Genomic DNA, 16,160 nt, shown 5'->3' on the forward strand with positions numbered 1-16,160 from the left:
GAAGCATGTGTTGTCCGATCTTTCAAAGGGAGGGAATTCATGAATAGGGTCTTATCGGTTGTTTTTCTGGTCATCGGAATCGTGTTGCTGGGTTACGGGGTCCATGCGTCCGAATCCTTAGGGTCCGACCTATCGCGTTTCTTCACCGGCGCGCCAACGGACAAAACAGTCTGGTTTCTCATCACCGGGGCGATTTGCTCCGTTGTGGGGATTTCCGGGCTTGTCGCGAGATCGAAGAATTGAACCATCATGTAACCTTTGGGCCCCTAAAACCGTCTCATGGGGGAAGGGTTTCATTGAAACTTAAGGAGTCCCATGATGGATCGAAGTGCAGACGTTAAAGAATCGATTGAGACGTTGGGGGAAGATCTCCGAGCTCGCGTTTCCCGAAACTCGGAACCAATCAAACAAGAGTTCAAACAAAACCTGGACAGCGCCGTTAACTGGATGAAAAAGTATCCGGCGCTCTCCCTCAGTCTGGCCGTCGTCGCCGGCGCGGCCGTGGGGGCGGTGGTGGCCCGCATCATGACTCCGACCCAAAGCGACGCGGAAAAAAAGGTTCGGCATTGGGTTCATAACGCCCAAGGCAGTTGGGACCAACTTCGCCAAGCCCTCTCCAGCGTCAAAAGTTCCATCAGCCGCCTGAGCGAATAGCGCGGCGGTTTACCAACGGCTCGATTCCGCGGCGTCTGAAAGCTCTCAGAAGGAAGACGCCTCGGGCTCGGGCCGTTTTATATTCGGAGGCAACGACGATGGACCCATCAAAAAAAGTTTTCGGTTCACGAACCCATAAACAGCACCGCTCCCTGACTGGCCGGCTTTTTGTTTTGGGTTCCCTGATGATGTGGGGCATGGCTGTGAGCGTCTCTGCTGAAAGTGACCTCGTCCCGGACGTCGAAGTTTCAAAAGCAGACGGCGGTCTCCGGTTTTTCCCTTCCAACGACGTGTTCCGTCCTTTGCTGGCGGACCCGAAAGAGCGGCAATTCTTCATGAGCCTCTTGAGCGTCAAAACCCCCGCCCAAACTTTCACGGCGTGGTCCGTTGGATTCGGAGAAAGTTTAGGCTTGGTGCGGTGGGATGGAAAATCATTCCAAGCCCAACTGGGTTTTTTGGCCGGCGTATTCTCCCAATTCAACTGGAGCACCCCCTCCAAGGACCTCATCAATACGGATTTCACCTTCGGATTGGCCGCCACCCATCGATGGCACGATTTTACGGGACGCCTCCAATATTACCACCAAAGTTCCCATTTGGGCGATGAACTTCTTCTCAATAATCCTATTCCGCGTTTGAACTACAGCTACGAAGCAATCGAGGAAGTCTTGGCTTTGGAAAATTCCCTTTTTCGGATATACGCCGGGGGAGAATATTTGACTTCCCGGGACCCCGCCGACCTGAAGCCGTGGAACATTCATTGGGGGGCCGAATTGCGCGGGGGAGATTCCCCCGCGTTCTTTCGACCCGTGGCTGGCCTGGACATCACGTGGAAACAACAGCATTCGGCGGAATATAACTTCAGCGTCAAAGCGGGCCTTGAGATGGGAAAACCGGCCTTGCGGGACCGCCATATCCGTCTCTTGGCAGAGTTCTACGACGGTTATTCCCCCTACGGCCAATTCTTTGATGAAAAAATCCGGTATTGGGGCGCGGGTGTTTATGTGGGCTTCTGAACCATCATCCGCTCCTTGGCCTTTTGTTACCTTCAACGCCGACTCCGTGTCTTATCCACTGTGAAAAGTCCATGCCTCTCTTATTGATGGCCGCGGTTGTCGTCTATTTACAACCCCAAACCTACAACAAGTGAGTTCTTTAAATTAAAGGAGTCTCACCATGAATTGGAATCCCGGCAGGGCAAAAAGCTTGTTGGCGGCGGCAACGATTTGTTTGGCGTTGCCCTTTATTGTTTCAGCGGAAGAGGTCGGTGTCGGTGACCAAGGATTTTCCATAGGGCCCCGGGGGAGTTATTTTAAACCGAAAGATGCCGACAACGGAAGTTATTCCGCCGGCGTCCAAGCCCGGGCTCATTTGACACCGGTTTTGGGATTGGAAGGATCCATCGATTACCGGAAAGACAAATACGCCAACGACGTCAGCGTCAAAACTTATCCGGTTCAGGCCTCCTTATTGGCCTACCTCGTTCCCCACTCTCCGGTAAGCCCGTATCTGTTGGGTGGAACCGGATGGTATTTCACACGTGTGTCAGGACCGTCGGTTGAAACGAATACCGAGAATCGGTTTGGTCTGCACGCCGGAGGCGGTCTGGAGGCAAAGCTGAACGAATCGCTCTCCCTGGACGGAAGCTACCGTTACATTTGGCTGGAAGACGTGAAATCGAAAAGCGCCAGCGCCATCGACAAAACGTACAGCGATCGAGGCTACATGCTCACCGTTGCCTTGAACCTTCTCTTCTAACCTAACCTGCGCATCCAGAACGCGAAAGGCCCGTCCCTTGGGGACGGGCCTTTCTTTTTTGGAGAGCAAAGGGGAAATCCTTGCTTTCTTTCCCCTCTTGGCGAAGGCGGCTCTCAGGCGACGCCGCCAAGTGTCAGCCCCGTTTGCCTCGCGGCTAAGCAGGTCCCTGTTGGTAGGAAGGGATAGGAGGGGAGCCGGAGGAGAGATTCACCCGAGTGGTGAACAAAAACTTTGTCGACACTACGGTGTTTTCGGATCTTTTGGGAAATATTCGATTGGGGAACCCTCGCTAAGTTATTAGGCGGACGCCCTCCCCCCGTTCACTATTCCCGCTTTTTCTTTTCGGCGGATTTGACGCGGGATTGAAGGGCGAGGAGAGGTTTTTCCCAGAGGAGACGGCCGTCGCTTTCCTCCAGGCGGACGTCTTCGATGAGGACGCCTTTCGGATCAAATTTTCCCGTGACGTCCACGACGACTTCGGCCACGGCGGCTTCGAGGATTTCGTTGGTGGCCAAGGGGAGCGCGTCCTGCTCCGCTCGTTCCAACGTGAGGATGAGGACGCCGTCTTCCACCCGGCCGCGGACCTGGGAAATCCGAAGAAAAACGCTGACGAGGGGATTCCCCGTGATTTGGCGATGGAGGCGGGAAGAGATGAGCCGGGCCATGAACTCCGGGAGAGAGATGTCGCGGAGAGTTTCCGGCGTGTTGGCGGGGTCCTGGGCTCCATCCGTCTCGATCACCAGGCGATCTTCAAAATCGCTCCGGGAATACCGCATGTAGAGTAGGCCTTTGATGTCCGGAACATAGCGGAGAAGGGTAATGATCGACCCCAGCCGGGCGTCTTTCACCCTCACGATGAGGAAATCCACCTTGGCGTCCGTTGAAAGGGTGGCGCGCGTGCCCGACAGCATCACGCCTTCCAAGGTTTCCAGGGCTTCCTTTTGGAAATTCAAATCCAAACCAATCAATCCCTCCACCGAGCAGGATAGATAGAGGGTTTTCCCCACCAAGCGGGCCTCCACGTCCACCTTTTGTTCTTTCTTGCACAGATCGTGCACGGCCTCCGGCAAACGATCCGCCGGAAAGGAAACGGGGCCGCAGGCGCTAAGCGCCGGGAGCGTTAGAAGGAGGAGGCGGAGCGTCCGGAGTGACCGTTTGAATGGGAACCTGTTCGCGGGCTTTGCCATATTCTGCGAAAATAGCATGGATTTCATCATACTCCAACTCGTTGCGTTTCAAAAGTTCCTGGGCGAACCGATCCACGATCGTCCAATCGGCTCGAAGCAATTCTTCCACGTCCTTGGCGCATCCGCTTAGGATCTCGTAGGTTTCTTGATTTAATTTTTCTTTGATGGAATCGGAAAGTTGCGTTTCGGGAATCACGCTGTAATCCCCCACAAAACCGTTCCGCCCCATGCCGAGCCGCCAGACCATGGTGTGGGCCAGGCCCATGGCGTGAGCGAAATCCGAGGACACCCCGTTGGAGGTCACGCCGAATTTCACCTTCTCGCCCATGTAACCGCCCAAAGACACCTTGATGTCGGCCAAAATTCGGTCGCGATTGGAGGTGTGCTGTTCCTCCCGCGGGCTGTGATACACCACGCCCAGGGCGCCTCCCCGATGAATAATGGAGGCTTTGAATACATCGTCCGTGGGATGAAGGGTATAAAGGACGAGCAGATGCCCGGCCTCGTGATAGGCCGTGTTTTCCCTTTCCTTGTCCGACATGGAGAGCGGGTGGGCGATGCCCAAATCGATCCGTTCAATGGCCTCCGTCAAATCCTTATAAACCACCACGTCCCGCTTGTTTCGCGTGGCGATCAAGGCGCCTTCTTTGGTGATGTTCATGATGTCGGCGGGCGATTTCCCCACGCATCGACGGCCGAGGCGCCCGATGTCCATCCCTTTGTCATGTTTCACTTTTTTCAGGTAGTAGCGAAACAGGTCCACCCGTTCCGTTAGGTTCGGAAGGTCGATGTAAATTTTCCGGTCAAACCGGCCGGGACGGAGGAGGGCCTTGTCCAAAACACCTTCCGCCGCGTTGGTGGCGCCGATCACCACCACGTTCTGAGCTTTTTCACCCAGACCATCCATTTCGACCAAAAGCTGATTTTGAGTGCTGTTGGTTTCCTCGCCGCCGCCAAAGGCGTTGAAGTGGCGTCCCCGCCCGATCACGTCCAGCTCATCGATGAAGATAATGCAAGCGCCATGGGCGTAAGCCAACTGGCGGGCTTGTTTAAAAAGCTTGCGGACCCGGCTGGACCCCACCCCAACGAACACCTCCACGAATTCGGACCCCGAGATGGAGAGGAAAGGCACGCCCGCTTCCGTGGCGATGGCCTTGGCGAGCAGTGTTTTACCCGTTCCCGGAGGACCCACCATCAAGAGCCCTTTAATGATGTTACCGCCGATGGCCTTGAGCCGAGCCCGGTCTTTCAGGAGTTGAACCACCTCCATGGCCTCCTTCTTGGCGTTTTCCAAACCGATCACATCCTTGAAGGAGACCTTCACATCGCTCAGGGTGATTCGTGATTTTTTTCCCAGTTTCCCAAAATTCCCTTGAAGAATAACGGAATAGAGGAAAACAAAGATGATCGCGTTCAAACCCGTCAAAAGAAGTTGAAGCGGGAGCGTGGCCAGGGTCATGGTCCGGTAAAAGCTCTCCAATTTGGAGAGCCCGTACACCGTGGCCCAGGACAGGAGGATAAAGGAGGCCACCAGGACAATGGGCAGCCAATGGTTCATCCAAAAGATTTTCCAACGTCGATAGAATCCCATAAGTTCCCTCTGGGAACGCCGCCTTATTTAGCGGTCGTTTCGCCTAAAAGTTCTTTGACCCGCGCCGCCACGTCTTCCAAATTGAATGGTTTTGGGATGTATACGTCGGCCCCGACGGAAAGGCCGCGTTGCACGTTTTCCTGGTCGGCCAAAGACGTCAACATGATCACCTTCGGCATCGGGATGTCGTGGCGGTCCATGGCCAAGGTGTTCACCAGTTTGAACCCGTTCATCCGGGGCATCATGATGTCGGCGATCAGGAGGTCCGGCTTGATCTGAACAGCCATATCGAGCGCCTCTTGGCCGTCCCGGGCCAGAGACACCTCATAACCTAAGCCGCTCAGAAAAACCGACAACAAACCCAATATATTGGCATCATCTTCAGCGACGAGAATTTTGGCTGGCACGAACTCCCCCTTGCGCGGCGCGTGCCGCGGCGATGACTTAAATTTTCCGACGAATTGCGTATCAGCGAATTATAGACCCCAAACCCCCCCGAGTCAAGGCCTCCGTTTGGGCTTGAGCCAGAATCACCTTTTCGCAAAAAACCAGCCAAGATTCCCCTTGATCTTTCGTCAAACTCCCATTACTCTATGTCAAGCTGACGGTGCCTCTCCGCCCATAACCGGGAAAAAGGGCGAGCGATCCGCCTGCCCCTATGAAAGACACCGAAAATTCAGGAAAGATCCTGGTGGTGGACGACGAACCCCACCTCTTGGACCTGCTCGTGGACGTCCTTTCCGAGGACGGCTACGAGGTGGAGGGCGTGGCCACGGGCACGGCCGCCATCCATGCCGGGGCCCGGAATTTATACCAGGTCGCCCTTTTGGATTACGAGTTGGGTGACATGACGGGTTTGGCCCTGGCCAAGGAACTCCGCCGAACCAACGAAGACATCAATGTCATCCTCATGACCGCCCACGCTTCCCTCGACATGGCGGTCAAAGCCATCCAGGCGGACGTCTACGATTACCTCATCAAGCCCATTGACTCCAACCAGCTCAAACGTTCCCTCGATAACGCTTTGGAAAAAAATCGCCTGACGGTGGAAAACAGACGGCTCTTGGAAACTTTAAAGAAAACAAACGCCGAGCTCCGGCGATTGAGCGATCTGAAGACCCACTTCCTATCGATCGTCTCCCACGACTTGCGCTCGCCTTTGGCGTCGATCCGGGGGTACGCCCAGCTCCTCCAATTCCAGCGGGACCTCCCGCCCGAACAGACAGCCAAATTCCTCAACATCATCGTCTCGCAAGCGGACCATCAGGGAAGCTTGATCAGCGACCTCATGGATGTCGTCAGCATCGAATCGGGGAAGCTCCGGGTGGAAAAATCCCCCGCGGTTTTGACCGAGATCCTCACGAACATGGATCTCCGCATGGTCGCGTTGGCCGAACAAAAAAAGATCGAGTTCAAGACCCTGCTCGAAGGCGAATTCCCGGCCATTCCGCTCGATAGTCGGAGGATCGACCAGGCCCTGACCAACCTCATTGGAAACGCGTTCAAACACACCCCCGCGGGAGGGCGGGTGACGCTCCGCGCCGTCCGGGAACCGGGACAGTTCCGGGTCGAGGTGAGGGACACGGGCGAAGGAATCCCCGCTGTCTCTCTGCCGAGGATATTCGAGGAGTTTTACCAGGTGGAGTCCCATGCGTCGAAAAAAGACGGGCTGGGGCTAGGCCTCACCATTGCGCGAGAGATCGTTCATGCCCACGGCGGAGAAATCGGGGCTGAATCGGACGGACCCGGTCAGGGCGCCAAATTCTGGTTTACGCTCCCGATTCCGACCTCCTGATATTCCGGCAAGGCTTTTAAGGGGCCCCCCCTGGGGTGTGGCCGATTTTCGCCCGGCCACCACGTTCGCTCTAACGGAAGGACCGATCAGGAAGGAAGAATTATCTCCGTCGGCCGGGGACCGGCTGTTTCAAACGGCGCAGACGGGCGCGGGCCTCGCGGTGGTTCGGATCCAGCTGGAGGACTTTTTGCCACCTCTCAATGGCGGAAGCAATGAGGTTCAGATCCTCGTTCGCCTGGGCCATCCCCGAAGCCAAATCAGTGCTCTCGCCCGCTAAAGCGAGTTCTTTTTCATACTCCGCCAATCCGCGCTGGGGGTCGCCGGACCCCCGGTAAAGATCCCCCAACAGCTTGTGTCCACCCGATGGCAGGGAGGTGCCCCCCTGGAGAAACGGCTTGAGCGCTTCCAGGCCCTCGGCCCAGCTTTTCTTGTCCCGATAGGCCATGGCCAAGTTGTAGGAAACGAGGGGGTCTCCCGGTTTGCCCGCGAGAACCAAACGATAGGCGTCGATGCTTTTATCCAACTCTTCCATGCGGTAGAAAAGGTTGGCCAGGCGAAGCCGGGTTTCTAAATCTTCGGGGTGGCGGCGGAGGTATTTTTCGTATTCCGGAACCGCGTATTCGGAGAGGCCCTGGGCTTCGTACATCACCCCGGCATAGTAGAAAAGACGCTCGTCCAAGGCCCCCAGATCCCGAGCCCGTTCCACGTATTCCAAACCTTTGACGTAATCACCGCTCCCGCTTTCAAAGCTAGCGATGGCCAAGTCAACGAGCGCGGACGCGTCATCGGGGCGAACGGCGAGCGCCGCGAGGGAGGCGGCCTTCGCGGCGGAAAGCTCCGCCGGAACACGGAACTCAGAGGGTTGCCGGGGGAACCGGACGACGGGGGGCCGCGGGGGAACCGAGCGCAGGGCCCAGACGAACGCCGCCGCCCCGACCATGACGATCAGTAACGAAATCGGGTCCACCTTCCAGGCGGGCCGACCGGGGTGCGCCGATTTCACCGGAGAGACCGTTGAAATCGGACCCGCCTTGGTTTCAGGCAGGGCGATCTTCCGCCGGAGCAGTCGGTTCGGCGAGCGGGGCCTCGGCCACCAACGGCTCCGTCACCCTCGGTTCCGAGCCGGCCGTGTCTTCCACCCGCAAGGTTGAAGCCGCCACCGGCTCCGCCGGTGACGAATTCGATACCAACGGATGCTCAACCGGAGCGGTGTCAACCGCCCGATCCTCGACGGCCGGGATATTTTCCGGCGGCGCTTCTACCCCCATCGCCTCCGACTGGGAGGCTCCCCAGCCCATCACCTCACCCAAGGAAACTCCGTCGTTGGTCGCCTTGTATTGTTTCAGGAGGCGCTTTTCTTCCCGCCGCTCGTGCTTGCTGATCGAGAGATCGATGCGCCGCTTCTTGCGGTCGTTCTTCACCACCTGGGCCGTCACCATGTCCCCCACGGTCAGCGCCTGGGAGGGATGGTCCAATCGCGTTTCCGACGCGATTTCGCTGATATGCACGTAGCCTTCAATGTCGGGCGCCAGTTCCAGGAACGCCCCGCTGTCGGTGAGGCGCACCACCTTCGCCTCCACCGTGGCCCCGCTGGAGAAAGCGGCGTAGGGGTCCTCGGCGAGCTGTTTGAATCCCAGGGACATTTTTTCAGCGGTGGGATTCACTTCCAACACCACGGCCTCCACTTCCTGCCCCACGCGGAACACTTCTTTGGGGTGCGTGTAGGTCTTGGTCCAAGAGAGGTCCTGCAGACGAATCATTCCCTCGATGCCGGAAGGAAGCCGCACGAAGGCGCCCACCGGAAGCATGTTGGTGACGACCCCCGTCACGCGGGTGCCCTGGCGGTATTGCCGGGCGGCCTCCACCCAGGGGTTCTCTCCCGCGCGTTTCAGGCTGAGCGCCATCTTTTCCTCCGCCTTGTTGACGGAGAGAACGTAGACGTAGACCTCGTCCCCCAATTTCACCGCCTCTTTCGGCTTGACGCCCCGCTCTTTCCAGGAGAACTCGGACTGGTGAACCAGGCCTTCGATACCGGGAGCCACTTCCACAAACGCTCCGAAATCCGTCAAACTAGTCACCTTCCCTTTTTGAATCGACCCCACGGGGCATTGAGCCTCGGCGCTGTCCCAAGGTTTGGGAAGGAGTTGCTTGCGCCCAAGACCGATTTTTCCCGTGGCCGGATCAAACTTCAAAACCTTGACCTCCAGGACTTCCCCCACTTTCAGGACCTCGGTCAGTTTCCCGACCCATCCCCAGGAAACGTCCGTGATGCGCAGGAGCCCTTCCACCCCGCCCAGATCCACGAAGGCGCCGAAAGCGGTCAGGCTGGTCACCGTGCCTTTCAGGACCTTGCCGACCTCCAGGGTTTTTAGGGTCGCGTCGCGATGGTGGGCGGCTTCGTTTTCCAAGAGTTTCCGCCGGGAAACCACCACGTTGCCCTTGTGGGCGTCCATTTCGATCACTACGACTTGAATTTTCTGTCCTACCCAGACCTCCAGATCTTTGACCGGACGCCGGTCGACCTGGGAAGCGGGAAGGAAAGCTTCCAACCCCACGTCCACCATCAACCCGCCCTTGACGGAACGAAGCACGGTCCCCTCGATCGTCGAGCCCGCGTCCCGGGCTTGGATCACATGGGCCCAGCCCGAACGATCGCGGGCTTCCCGTAAAGAAACCACCGGGCCTTCGGGCCCGGAAGCGCGCTTGATCAGAACGGGAAAAGAATCCCCCACCACGGGGGGCTTCGCGAGAGACCGAAATTCCGCCAGAGGGATGGACGCCTCGACCTTCAAGCCCACGTCGACCAAAACACCGGTGGACGTCACCTCCACCACTGTGGCCGTGACCAACGACCCGCTTCGGCTTTGAGGAGCCGATTCCTTCAGCAACTCCTCCATGCTCATATCGTCAACAACGGGGGCTTCGCTCGTCACGGGAGCTCTCCTTGGGGAAACCGGTTCCTGAGGTATCTCCGGATCCAAATGATTTTTCATCGAGGTAAGATTAACACATTCCGTCGGAACCGTAAAGTCGAAGACAGAACGGGGGGGCCTTGACATACCTCGAAATTCGGGTTATCTTTGGGTCACGATGAGCCAACCCAATCTCGAACCAACACGCATCGCCCGTCGCACCACCGTGATCAAGGGATCGTTCCAATCCCGCTATGTTCTCATCACCGTCCTCTTTGTCGGTTCCCTCACCCTCATGATGTTCATGGACCTCTACGGCATCCTCAGCGACTCCGTCCTGGGGAATCCAACTCGTCCCGATCTGGCTCAAGTCTGGGACTCCGCCTTGCGGGGATTTGCCCTGCGGTTCGTGCTCTACATCCTTTCGGTGACATTTTTCCTTTACGTCTTGTTGCACCGTTTGGCGGGCCCCGTCCTTCGGTTCACGCGCCTGGCGCGGGCCGTCTCGGCCCTTGACCTGACCCATCGGGTCGTGCTTCGAGAAACCGACAGCATGAAAGATCTGCAGGGGGAATTAAACGCCATGATGGAATCCCTGCACAGCGCGGTCAAAACCGACCAGCTCAACATCCAAAAAGCTCTTGGGGAAGTGGAAATCCTCAAGAAACAAAACCTCCCCGCCGACGCGCGGGCCCGCCTCGACTCGGTTTACGAAGTCCTCTCCACGACCCTGAAGAAATTCACGTTGTAACCCCATCCCGTTTTTACGCGACGCGCGAAGACGGTAAAATCCGCCGCGGTTTTTCTGTTTAGCTTTTCAAAAAGAAGGGTTTGGGGAAGGGCTGGGGTTCAGAAAAAAATTGCACAGGGAAGGATTCGAACCTTCGAAGGGCGAGGCCCGCCAGATTTACAGTCTGGTGCATTTGACCGCTCTGCCACCTGTGCGAAATTCGCGCGAAAAAACTCCCGCCTCCCAAAACATCGTGGGGGCCCAGCTGAAAGGCATGGGAATGGAACAAGGAATCTGAACTGAAATTCAAACTTAAGCGTTTCGCGTTGTGTAAATATAGCCGATTTCCCGACGAAAATCAATTTTGCCCTGGCTTCGCGCTCGCTCCGCCCTTCAAGGCGGCGTCATTTGACACGGCGCCCCGGGAGAGATAGATTATTATCGGACTTAATAAACCGTGCTAACGATTCCATTTCGCACGCGCGAAGGAGGGCTCCGTGTCTCTCACCCCATCCGTCATGTTGCCGCTCGGAACGCCGGCGCCGGGGTTTTGCTTGCCGGACGTAACCACCGGAAAACCGGTCTCCCAGGAGGATTTCGCCGGCCGGGACGCCCTGCTGATTCTGTTCATTTGCCGGCATTGTCCCTACGTCAAGCACATTGAAACGGCGCTGGCGAAGTTGGGACGGGACTACGCAAGGAGGAGCCTGGGGATCGTGGCCATCAGCGCCAACGACGCGGCGGAGCATCCGGAAGATGCGCCCGAGAACCTAAAGGTCCAGGCCGCGGAAGCGGGATTTTCTTTTCCCTACCTGTATGATGCAAGCCAGGCAACGGCCAAAGCCTTTTCCGCCGCCTGCACGCCGGACTTCTTTCTATTCGACAAGGGGCGCCGCCTGGTGTACCGCGGACAGCTGGATGACAGCCGTCCGGGCAACGGCAAACCCGTGACGGGAACCGATCTACGGGCCGCCCTGGATGCGGTCATCGCCGGCCGGCCCGCCCCCGGAAACCAAAAACCCAGCGTGGGATGCAATATCAAATGGAAAGAGGGCCACGCGCCACCCTATTTCCAGTGAAGACGAACGACCCCAAAGATTTCCAGCCTAAAACCCGACCATCCTAATCATTTAAAGATTCAAACGTCAGAATTTCCGGCGGGGCCGATACAAGCGCCGGATCCTGGCGGAGCAGTTCTTGCACAGGAGAGGACGCCATGTGGCGTTCCGTGGCGTCTTCGGAAGCCCATTTTCCCACCTCACGAGGGTCTCCTTTTCATCACGCCTTTCACGCCAGCGGGCGGTCGAGCGTGCGATAGCCGACAGCCTCCGCCACGTGTTCTTCCCTGAGGGCGACGTCGCCCGTCAAATCCGCGATTGTCCGGGCGACTTTGAGGATCCGATCGAAAGACCGGGCCGAAAGCCCCAGCCGCGACACGGCGGCTTTGAGCAGGGTTTTTGATCCCGCGTCCAGCTTGCAATGGAGTTTGACTTCCTTGACGCCCATGAGGGCGTTCGCCCCCGCGCCGCGGGGCCCCAAGCGCGCCCGTTGGCGCCCCCGGGCCGCGAGAACCCGTTCCCGCACAGCGGCTGTTCCCTCAGAGGGGGGAGGATCCTCCGTCAACTCCGCCAGGCGGAGGGCGGGGACTTCGATGTGCATATCAATCCGGTCCAGAAGCGGCCCTGAAATTTTTGCCCGATATTTCCGAATGGCGAAGGGCGCGCAGACGCATTCCCGGTCGGGATGTCCCTCGTAGCCGCAGGGACAAGGGTTCATGGCGGCCACCAGAGTGAAACGGGCTGGAAAGGAAACAGTCTTGGCCGCGCGGGAAACCGTTACCGCCCCCTCTTCCAAGGGCTGGCGAAGGACCTCCAGAACGTGGCGGTCGAATTCCGGCAGTTCATCCAAGAAAAGGACCCCGTTGTGCGCCAGTGAGACCTCGCCGGGCCGCGGGATGGACCCGCCCCCCACCAGAGCCACATCGGAAATCGTGTGGTGAGGGCTCCGGAAAGGGCGCTCGCCCATGGGCGCGGAAGGGCCCAAGCCCGCCACCGAGTGGATTTTTCTCGTCACCAAAGACTCCTCAAAATCCATGGGCGGCAAGAGCCCCGGGAGCCGGCGGGCCAGCATGGTTTTGCCTGAACCCGGCGGGCCGATCATGAGGATATTGTGGGCCCCCGCCGCGGCCACTTCCAACGCCCGTTTGGCGAACAGTTGCCCCCGCACATCAGCAAAGTCGAGCCCGTTCTCCATAGGAACCGCGACCGCCACAGGGCGGGGCGTCGGGGGAGGGGACCACTCGCCGCGCAGGTAACGGAGGGCTTCTTCGAGGCTCCTGACGGGAACCAACGTCAACCCTTCCACCACGGCCGCCTCGGCCGCGTTCGAGGCAGGCAGAAGGAGGGCCTCGAAACCTTGGTCCCGCGCCGCCAACGCGATGGAAAGAACGCCCCGCACGGGGCGCACTCGCCCATCCAGAGCCAACTCACCGATTAAAACGTGCTTCGCCACGCGATCCGCGGGCACCAGACCCTCGGCCGCCAGAACCCCCACCGCGATCGGAAGGTCGAAGGCCGTCCCCTCTTTCTTGACATCGGCGGGCGAGAGATTGACCGTCACACGACGCACGGGAAAATCAAAACCGGAGTTCCGCACCGCCGCCACCACGCGGTCTTTGGACTCCCGCACGGCCGCGTCCGGAAGGCCGACGGTGGAAAACACCGGCAACCCCGGAGAGAGATCGACTTCCACTTGGACGATGAACCCGTCGATTCCGCTCACCGCGGCGCTCATGATTTTGGCCAACATCAGAGTTTGGTTCCGCTCATAACGTGGGTTGGAGTCAATCCCTCTTGATCACCACGGCGCCGGCCAAGGCGCGGGCGAGGGCGGAAGCGCCCGCGTCGGAGGCGGTGTGGATCCGGACCCGGCGGGGACGCCGGGACTCGGGCATCTGCGCGATGAAATGGGCCACGGGAAGGAAGTTTCCTCCTTCTCCGTTGCCGATGAAATAGTCGAGGCTCACTTCCTCCGCTCCGCCGGCTTCGAGGATCGAAAGGGCCTCTTGCACCGTTCGGGCTAAAAGCCACCCGGGAGGTGGCGACCGAAGGTCATCCACAAAGAGCCTCACGCGCGAGCTCGGCGCTTACGCCGTGGTTTTCGTTTTTCAGGCACGGGATCGCCGGACCAGAGACACCCTATTTTGGCGTCCCTCGCCTTCGCTTCCAGGGCGACGATGCGGTCACGAAATCCTCCATCCCGTTTCCAGGCTCTGCCCAACCCCTCCGCCACCAGCTGGGCGTCCACGCTCAGGCCCAAGTCGGTGAATACATAGGCCAGGAGCCGCCCATGGGCGTCCCGTTCGCGCTCGTCAAAAGCCAGGCGCACCGCGCCTCCGGCCAGGGCGCGGTTGCGGGCCGTGGCTTCGTCGTAGCAGGGTTGCCCCCGCTCGGTGGTGTCGACGCCGTAATAGCGCAAATAGGTCGGTTGGTCTTGCCAAAGGATTTCGGCGGTGTCGCCGTCCACGATGCGCAGGATGGCAACTTTGGGCAGGCGCTCCGGCTGGGCGCAAAAAAGGCCTTCGGGTTTGTCCAGGAGGGAGATGTCTCGCGTGGAAACGGAATGGGTTCGTTTCGGAGATCGGGGGTTCCAGAAAAAAACCACCGCTCCACCCAAAACCATCCAAGCCAAGGGGGCCCAAAGGCGCCACACGGGAAGACGACGGTTTCCGGATAACAGTTCGGCGTCCGTCTTGAAGGCGGGGGGGAGGGGTCCGTCGGTCAAAGGACGGACACCCAAGTTAAGGGCGTTGCTCCAGTGGGACGAAGGGACGGTCGGTGGGACCCACGTAATCGGTGCGGGGCCGGATCAGACGATTGTCGGCCAACTGTTCAAAAATATGGGCGCACCAACCGGCGACCCGGCCGGCGGCGAAAACCGTCGTAAACATGTCCATGGGAACCCCCATCATATAGAGCACCGAGGCGGAGAAAAAATCCACGTTGGTGTAAATATTTTTCCGCCGTTGAACGGCTTCGGCCACCTTGATGGAAATGTTGTACCACCGCATGTCGCCCCGAACCTGGGAAAGCCGGTGCGACATGGCGCGGAGCGGCACCGACCGGGGGTCTTCGACTTTGTAAACCCGATGACCGAACCCCATGATCTTGCGTTTCTCCTGAATGGCTTTTTCTATCCAGGTATCGACTTTGGCGGGATCGGCGATTTCCAAAAACATCTCCATGGCCTTCTCGTTGGCGCCCCCATGCAAAGGTCCCTTGAGAGCCCCCAGCGCTCCGGCCACGGCGGAATGCATATCCGACAAGGTGGAGATAATGACCCGCGCCGTGAAGGTCGAGGCGTTCAAATCGTGGTCGGCCAGGAGGGATAAATACATGTCCATCGCCTCGACGCTCAGAGGGTCGGGCTTCTGGCCCGTGATCATGTAGAGAAAGTTGGCGGAGTGCCCCAGGGTGAGGTCCGGCGCGATCGGAGCCTGTCCGCGGCGGATGCGGTCCCAGGCGGCGGCCAGGGTGGCCATGCGCGCCACCAGCCCCACCGCTTTCCGGCGAAGGGCCCCCGGCGATTCGTCCGAAGCGTCCGGGGCGAGCATCCCCAAAAGGGTGATACCTTCCCGTAGAACATCCATGGGGTGGCAATTCTTGGGGAATTTCTCCAAGAGGGACAGGACCTCGCCGGGCAAAGCGCGGCTCTCGGCCAGGGATTGGGAAAATATTTTGAGCTGGGATCGGTTCGGGAGGTCGCCTTCCCAGAGGAGATAGGCCACCTCTTCGAAAGAGATCTTGCCGGCCATGGCCACGGCATCGTAGCCCTTATACAACATCCGGCCCTTAATGCCGTCTAGGAACGTGATCGAGGAGGGCCCGACGACCACATCTTCGAGCCCTTTCGGGACGTGCAATTCTTTGGGGGTGTCGGTCATAGCGTGGGGATTATACAAACGCCGGGGCCGAGGCTCAAGCGGCTTGTTTCTTTTTAAAATTCAACTCAGCGACCGGGTGACCTTTTTCACGTGATAAAGCAGGGGACCGGAGGCCAGCTTGATCGTGACCTGTTCGCCTTCCTTGTGCCCCAGCAAGGCCTGGGCCACGGGGGACTGGACGGAAATGCGGCCCTTGGAAAAATCCGCCTCCGCCGCGTCCACCAGCGTATACTCGATGTCCTCCCCCGATTTCACGTCTTTCAAATGAGCCGTCGCGCCGATCCGGATCTCGCCGGACTGAACGTTCGATTCGTCGATGATTTGCGCGAAACGAAGCTTCTCTTCCATTTCATTGATGCGCCGTTGGACCTTGGCCTGTTCTTCTTTGGCGGCATGGTATTCCGCGTTTTCCTTCAGGTCGCCCTTCTCCCGCGCCTCCCCGATCTCCCCGCTCAACTCCCCCCGCCGCTCTTTCAAGCGGGCCAAATCTTCCCTCAGTTTTTCGTATCCCTGTCGCGATAAAAACGTCTCGCCAGCCATGGCGCCCCTCCCCTTAAATTAAATCACCCGCGCCAACCGTTGCGCCTTCCA

At 58.7% G+C, this 16,160-nt stretch carries 17 protein-coding genes and 1 tRNA gene; 7 read left to right on the forward strand and 11 right to left on the reverse strand.

Features of this window, described 5'->3' with window-relative positions; translation table 11 throughout:
- Positions 1 to 39 precede the first annotated feature (39 nt).
- The 4 genes from IPP35_06255 to IPP35_06270 all read left to right on the forward strand — a co-directional run bounded on the left by IPP35_06255 (position 40) and on the right by IPP35_06270 (position 2,412).
- A complete protein-coding gene (locus tag IPP35_06255; GenBank protein ID MBL0058700.1) occupies positions 40 to 243 on the forward strand; it encodes a DUF3185 family protein in 204 nt (67 codons plus the stop codon).
- A gap of 75 nt (positions 244 to 318) precedes the next feature.
- Positions 319 to 654 (forward strand): hypothetical protein, encoded by a 336-nt coding sequence (locus tag IPP35_06260; protein ID MBL0058701.1) that lies wholly within the window; start codon positions 319 to 321, stop codon positions 652 to 654.
- Between the two features lie 98 nt (positions 655 to 752).
- Positions 753 to 1,670 (forward strand): DUF1207 domain-containing protein, encoded by a 918-nt coding sequence (locus tag IPP35_06265; GenBank protein ID MBL0058702.1) that lies wholly within the window; start codon positions 753 to 755, stop codon positions 1,668 to 1,670.
- Positions 1,671 to 1,830: 160 nt separating this feature from the next.
- Complete coding sequence (locus tag IPP35_06270) at positions 1,831 to 2,412, forward strand: porin family protein (GenBank protein MBL0058703.1); 582 nt, start codon at positions 1,831 to 1,833, stop codon at positions 2,410 to 2,412.
- Between the two features lie 323 nt (positions 2,413 to 2,735).
- Here the strand turns inward: IPP35_06270 and IPP35_06275 are convergent, their stop codons facing one another.
- The 3 genes from IPP35_06275 to IPP35_06285 are packed head-to-tail and all read right to left on the reverse strand — an operon-like array spanning position 2,736 to position 5,597.
- The gene (locus IPP35_06275; GenBank protein MBL0058704.1) at positions 2,736 to 3,470 is read right to left on the reverse strand and encodes a hypothetical protein; all 735 of its coding nucleotides are present in this window, start codon (positions 3,468 to 3,470) and stop codon (positions 2,736 to 2,738) included.
- Positions 3,471 to 3,516: 46 nt separating this feature from the next.
- A complete protein-coding gene (locus IPP35_06280) occupies positions 3,517 to 5,157 on the reverse strand; it encodes an AAA family ATPase (GenBank protein ID MBL0058705.1) in 1,641 nt (546 codons plus the stop codon).
- A 56-nt stretch (positions 5,158 to 5,213) separates the two neighbouring features.
- On the reverse strand, positions 5,214 to 5,597 hold the full coding sequence (locus IPP35_06285; protein MBL0058706.1) for a response regulator: 384 nt from the start codon (positions 5,595 to 5,597) through the stop codon (positions 5,214 to 5,216).
- 251 nt (positions 5,598 to 5,848) lie between these two features.
- Here IPP35_06285 and IPP35_06290 point away from each other — a divergent pair, with 251 nt between their 5' ends.
- Positions 5,849 to 6,985: a response regulator gene (locus IPP35_06290; protein MBL0058707.1), complete on the forward strand. Its 1,137-nt coding sequence runs from the start codon at positions 5,849 to 5,851 to the stop codon at positions 6,983 to 6,985.
- 100 nt (positions 6,986 to 7,085) lie between these two features.
- On the opposite strand, the gene IPP35_06295 is transcribed toward IPP35_06290, so the two are convergent.
- Together IPP35_06295 and IPP35_06300 are read right to left on the reverse strand one after the other, a co-directional pair.
- Positions 7,086 to 7,988, reverse strand: coding sequence for a tetratricopeptide repeat protein (locus IPP35_06295; protein MBL0058708.1), 903 nt, complete (start codon positions 7,986 to 7,988; stop codon positions 7,086 to 7,088).
- 34 nt (positions 7,989 to 8,022) lie between these two features.
- Positions 8,023 to 9,918 (reverse strand): 30S ribosomal protein S1, encoded by a 1,896-nt coding sequence (locus IPP35_06300; protein MBL0058709.1) that lies wholly within the window; start codon positions 9,916 to 9,918, stop codon positions 8,023 to 8,025.
- Positions 9,919 to 10,075: 157 nt separating this feature from the next.
- Between IPP35_06300 and IPP35_06305 the strand changes: the two genes are divergently transcribed.
- The gene (locus IPP35_06305; GenBank protein ID MBL0058710.1) at positions 10,076 to 10,648 is read left to right on the forward strand and encodes a hypothetical protein; all 573 of its coding nucleotides are present in this window, start codon (positions 10,076 to 10,078) and stop codon (positions 10,646 to 10,648) included.
- Positions 10,649 to 10,758: 110 nt separating this feature from the next.
- Here IPP35_06305 and IPP35_06310 read toward each other — a convergent pair.
- A tRNA-Tyr gene (locus tag IPP35_06310) sits at positions 10,759 to 10,842 on the reverse strand.
- Positions 10,843 to 11,124: 282 nt separating this feature from the next.
- On the opposite strand from IPP35_06310, the gene IPP35_06315 reads away from it, so the two are divergent.
- Complete coding sequence (locus tag IPP35_06315; GenBank protein ID MBL0058711.1) at positions 11,125 to 11,706, forward strand: thioredoxin family protein; 582 nt, start codon at positions 11,125 to 11,127, stop codon at positions 11,704 to 11,706.
- 208 nt (positions 11,707 to 11,914) lie between these two features.
- Here IPP35_06315 and IPP35_06320 read toward each other — a convergent pair whose 3' ends face one another.
- Genes IPP35_06320 through greA form a run of 5 tightly spaced genes read right to left on the reverse strand, consistent with a single transcriptional unit; the run spans position 11,915 to position 16,109 of the window.
- Positions 11,915 to 13,435, reverse strand: a complete 1,521-nt coding sequence (locus tag IPP35_06320; protein MBL0058712.1) for a YifB family Mg chelatase-like AAA ATPase — start codon at positions 13,433 to 13,435, stop codon at positions 11,915 to 11,917.
- A gap of 34 nt (positions 13,436 to 13,469) precedes the next feature.
- Positions 13,470 to 13,745 (reverse strand): hypothetical protein, encoded by a 276-nt coding sequence (locus IPP35_06325; protein ID MBL0058713.1) that lies wholly within the window; start codon positions 13,743 to 13,745, stop codon positions 13,470 to 13,472.
- 8 nt (positions 13,746 to 13,753) lie between these two features.
- Positions 13,754 to 14,410: a thermonuclease family protein gene (locus IPP35_06330; GenBank protein ID MBL0058714.1), complete on the reverse strand. Its 657-nt coding sequence runs from the start codon at positions 14,408 to 14,410 to the stop codon at positions 13,754 to 13,756.
- 16 nt (positions 14,411 to 14,426) lie between these two features.
- Positions 14,427 to 15,569, reverse strand: coding sequence for a citrate synthase (locus IPP35_06335; GenBank protein ID MBL0058715.1), 1,143 nt, complete (start codon positions 15,567 to 15,569; stop codon positions 14,427 to 14,429).
- A 60-nt stretch (positions 15,570 to 15,629) separates the two neighbouring features.
- Positions 15,630 to 16,109, reverse strand: a complete 480-nt coding sequence (greA, locus tag IPP35_06340) for a transcription elongation factor GreA (protein ID MBL0058716.1) — start codon at positions 16,107 to 16,109, stop codon at positions 15,630 to 15,632.
- Positions 16,110 to 16,160: the final 51 nt, after the last annotated feature.

The organism is Elusimicrobiota bacterium, assembly GCA_016721625.1.
Taxonomy (GTDB): domain Bacteria; phylum Elusimicrobiota; class Elusimicrobia; order FEN-1173; family FEN-1173; genus JADKHR01.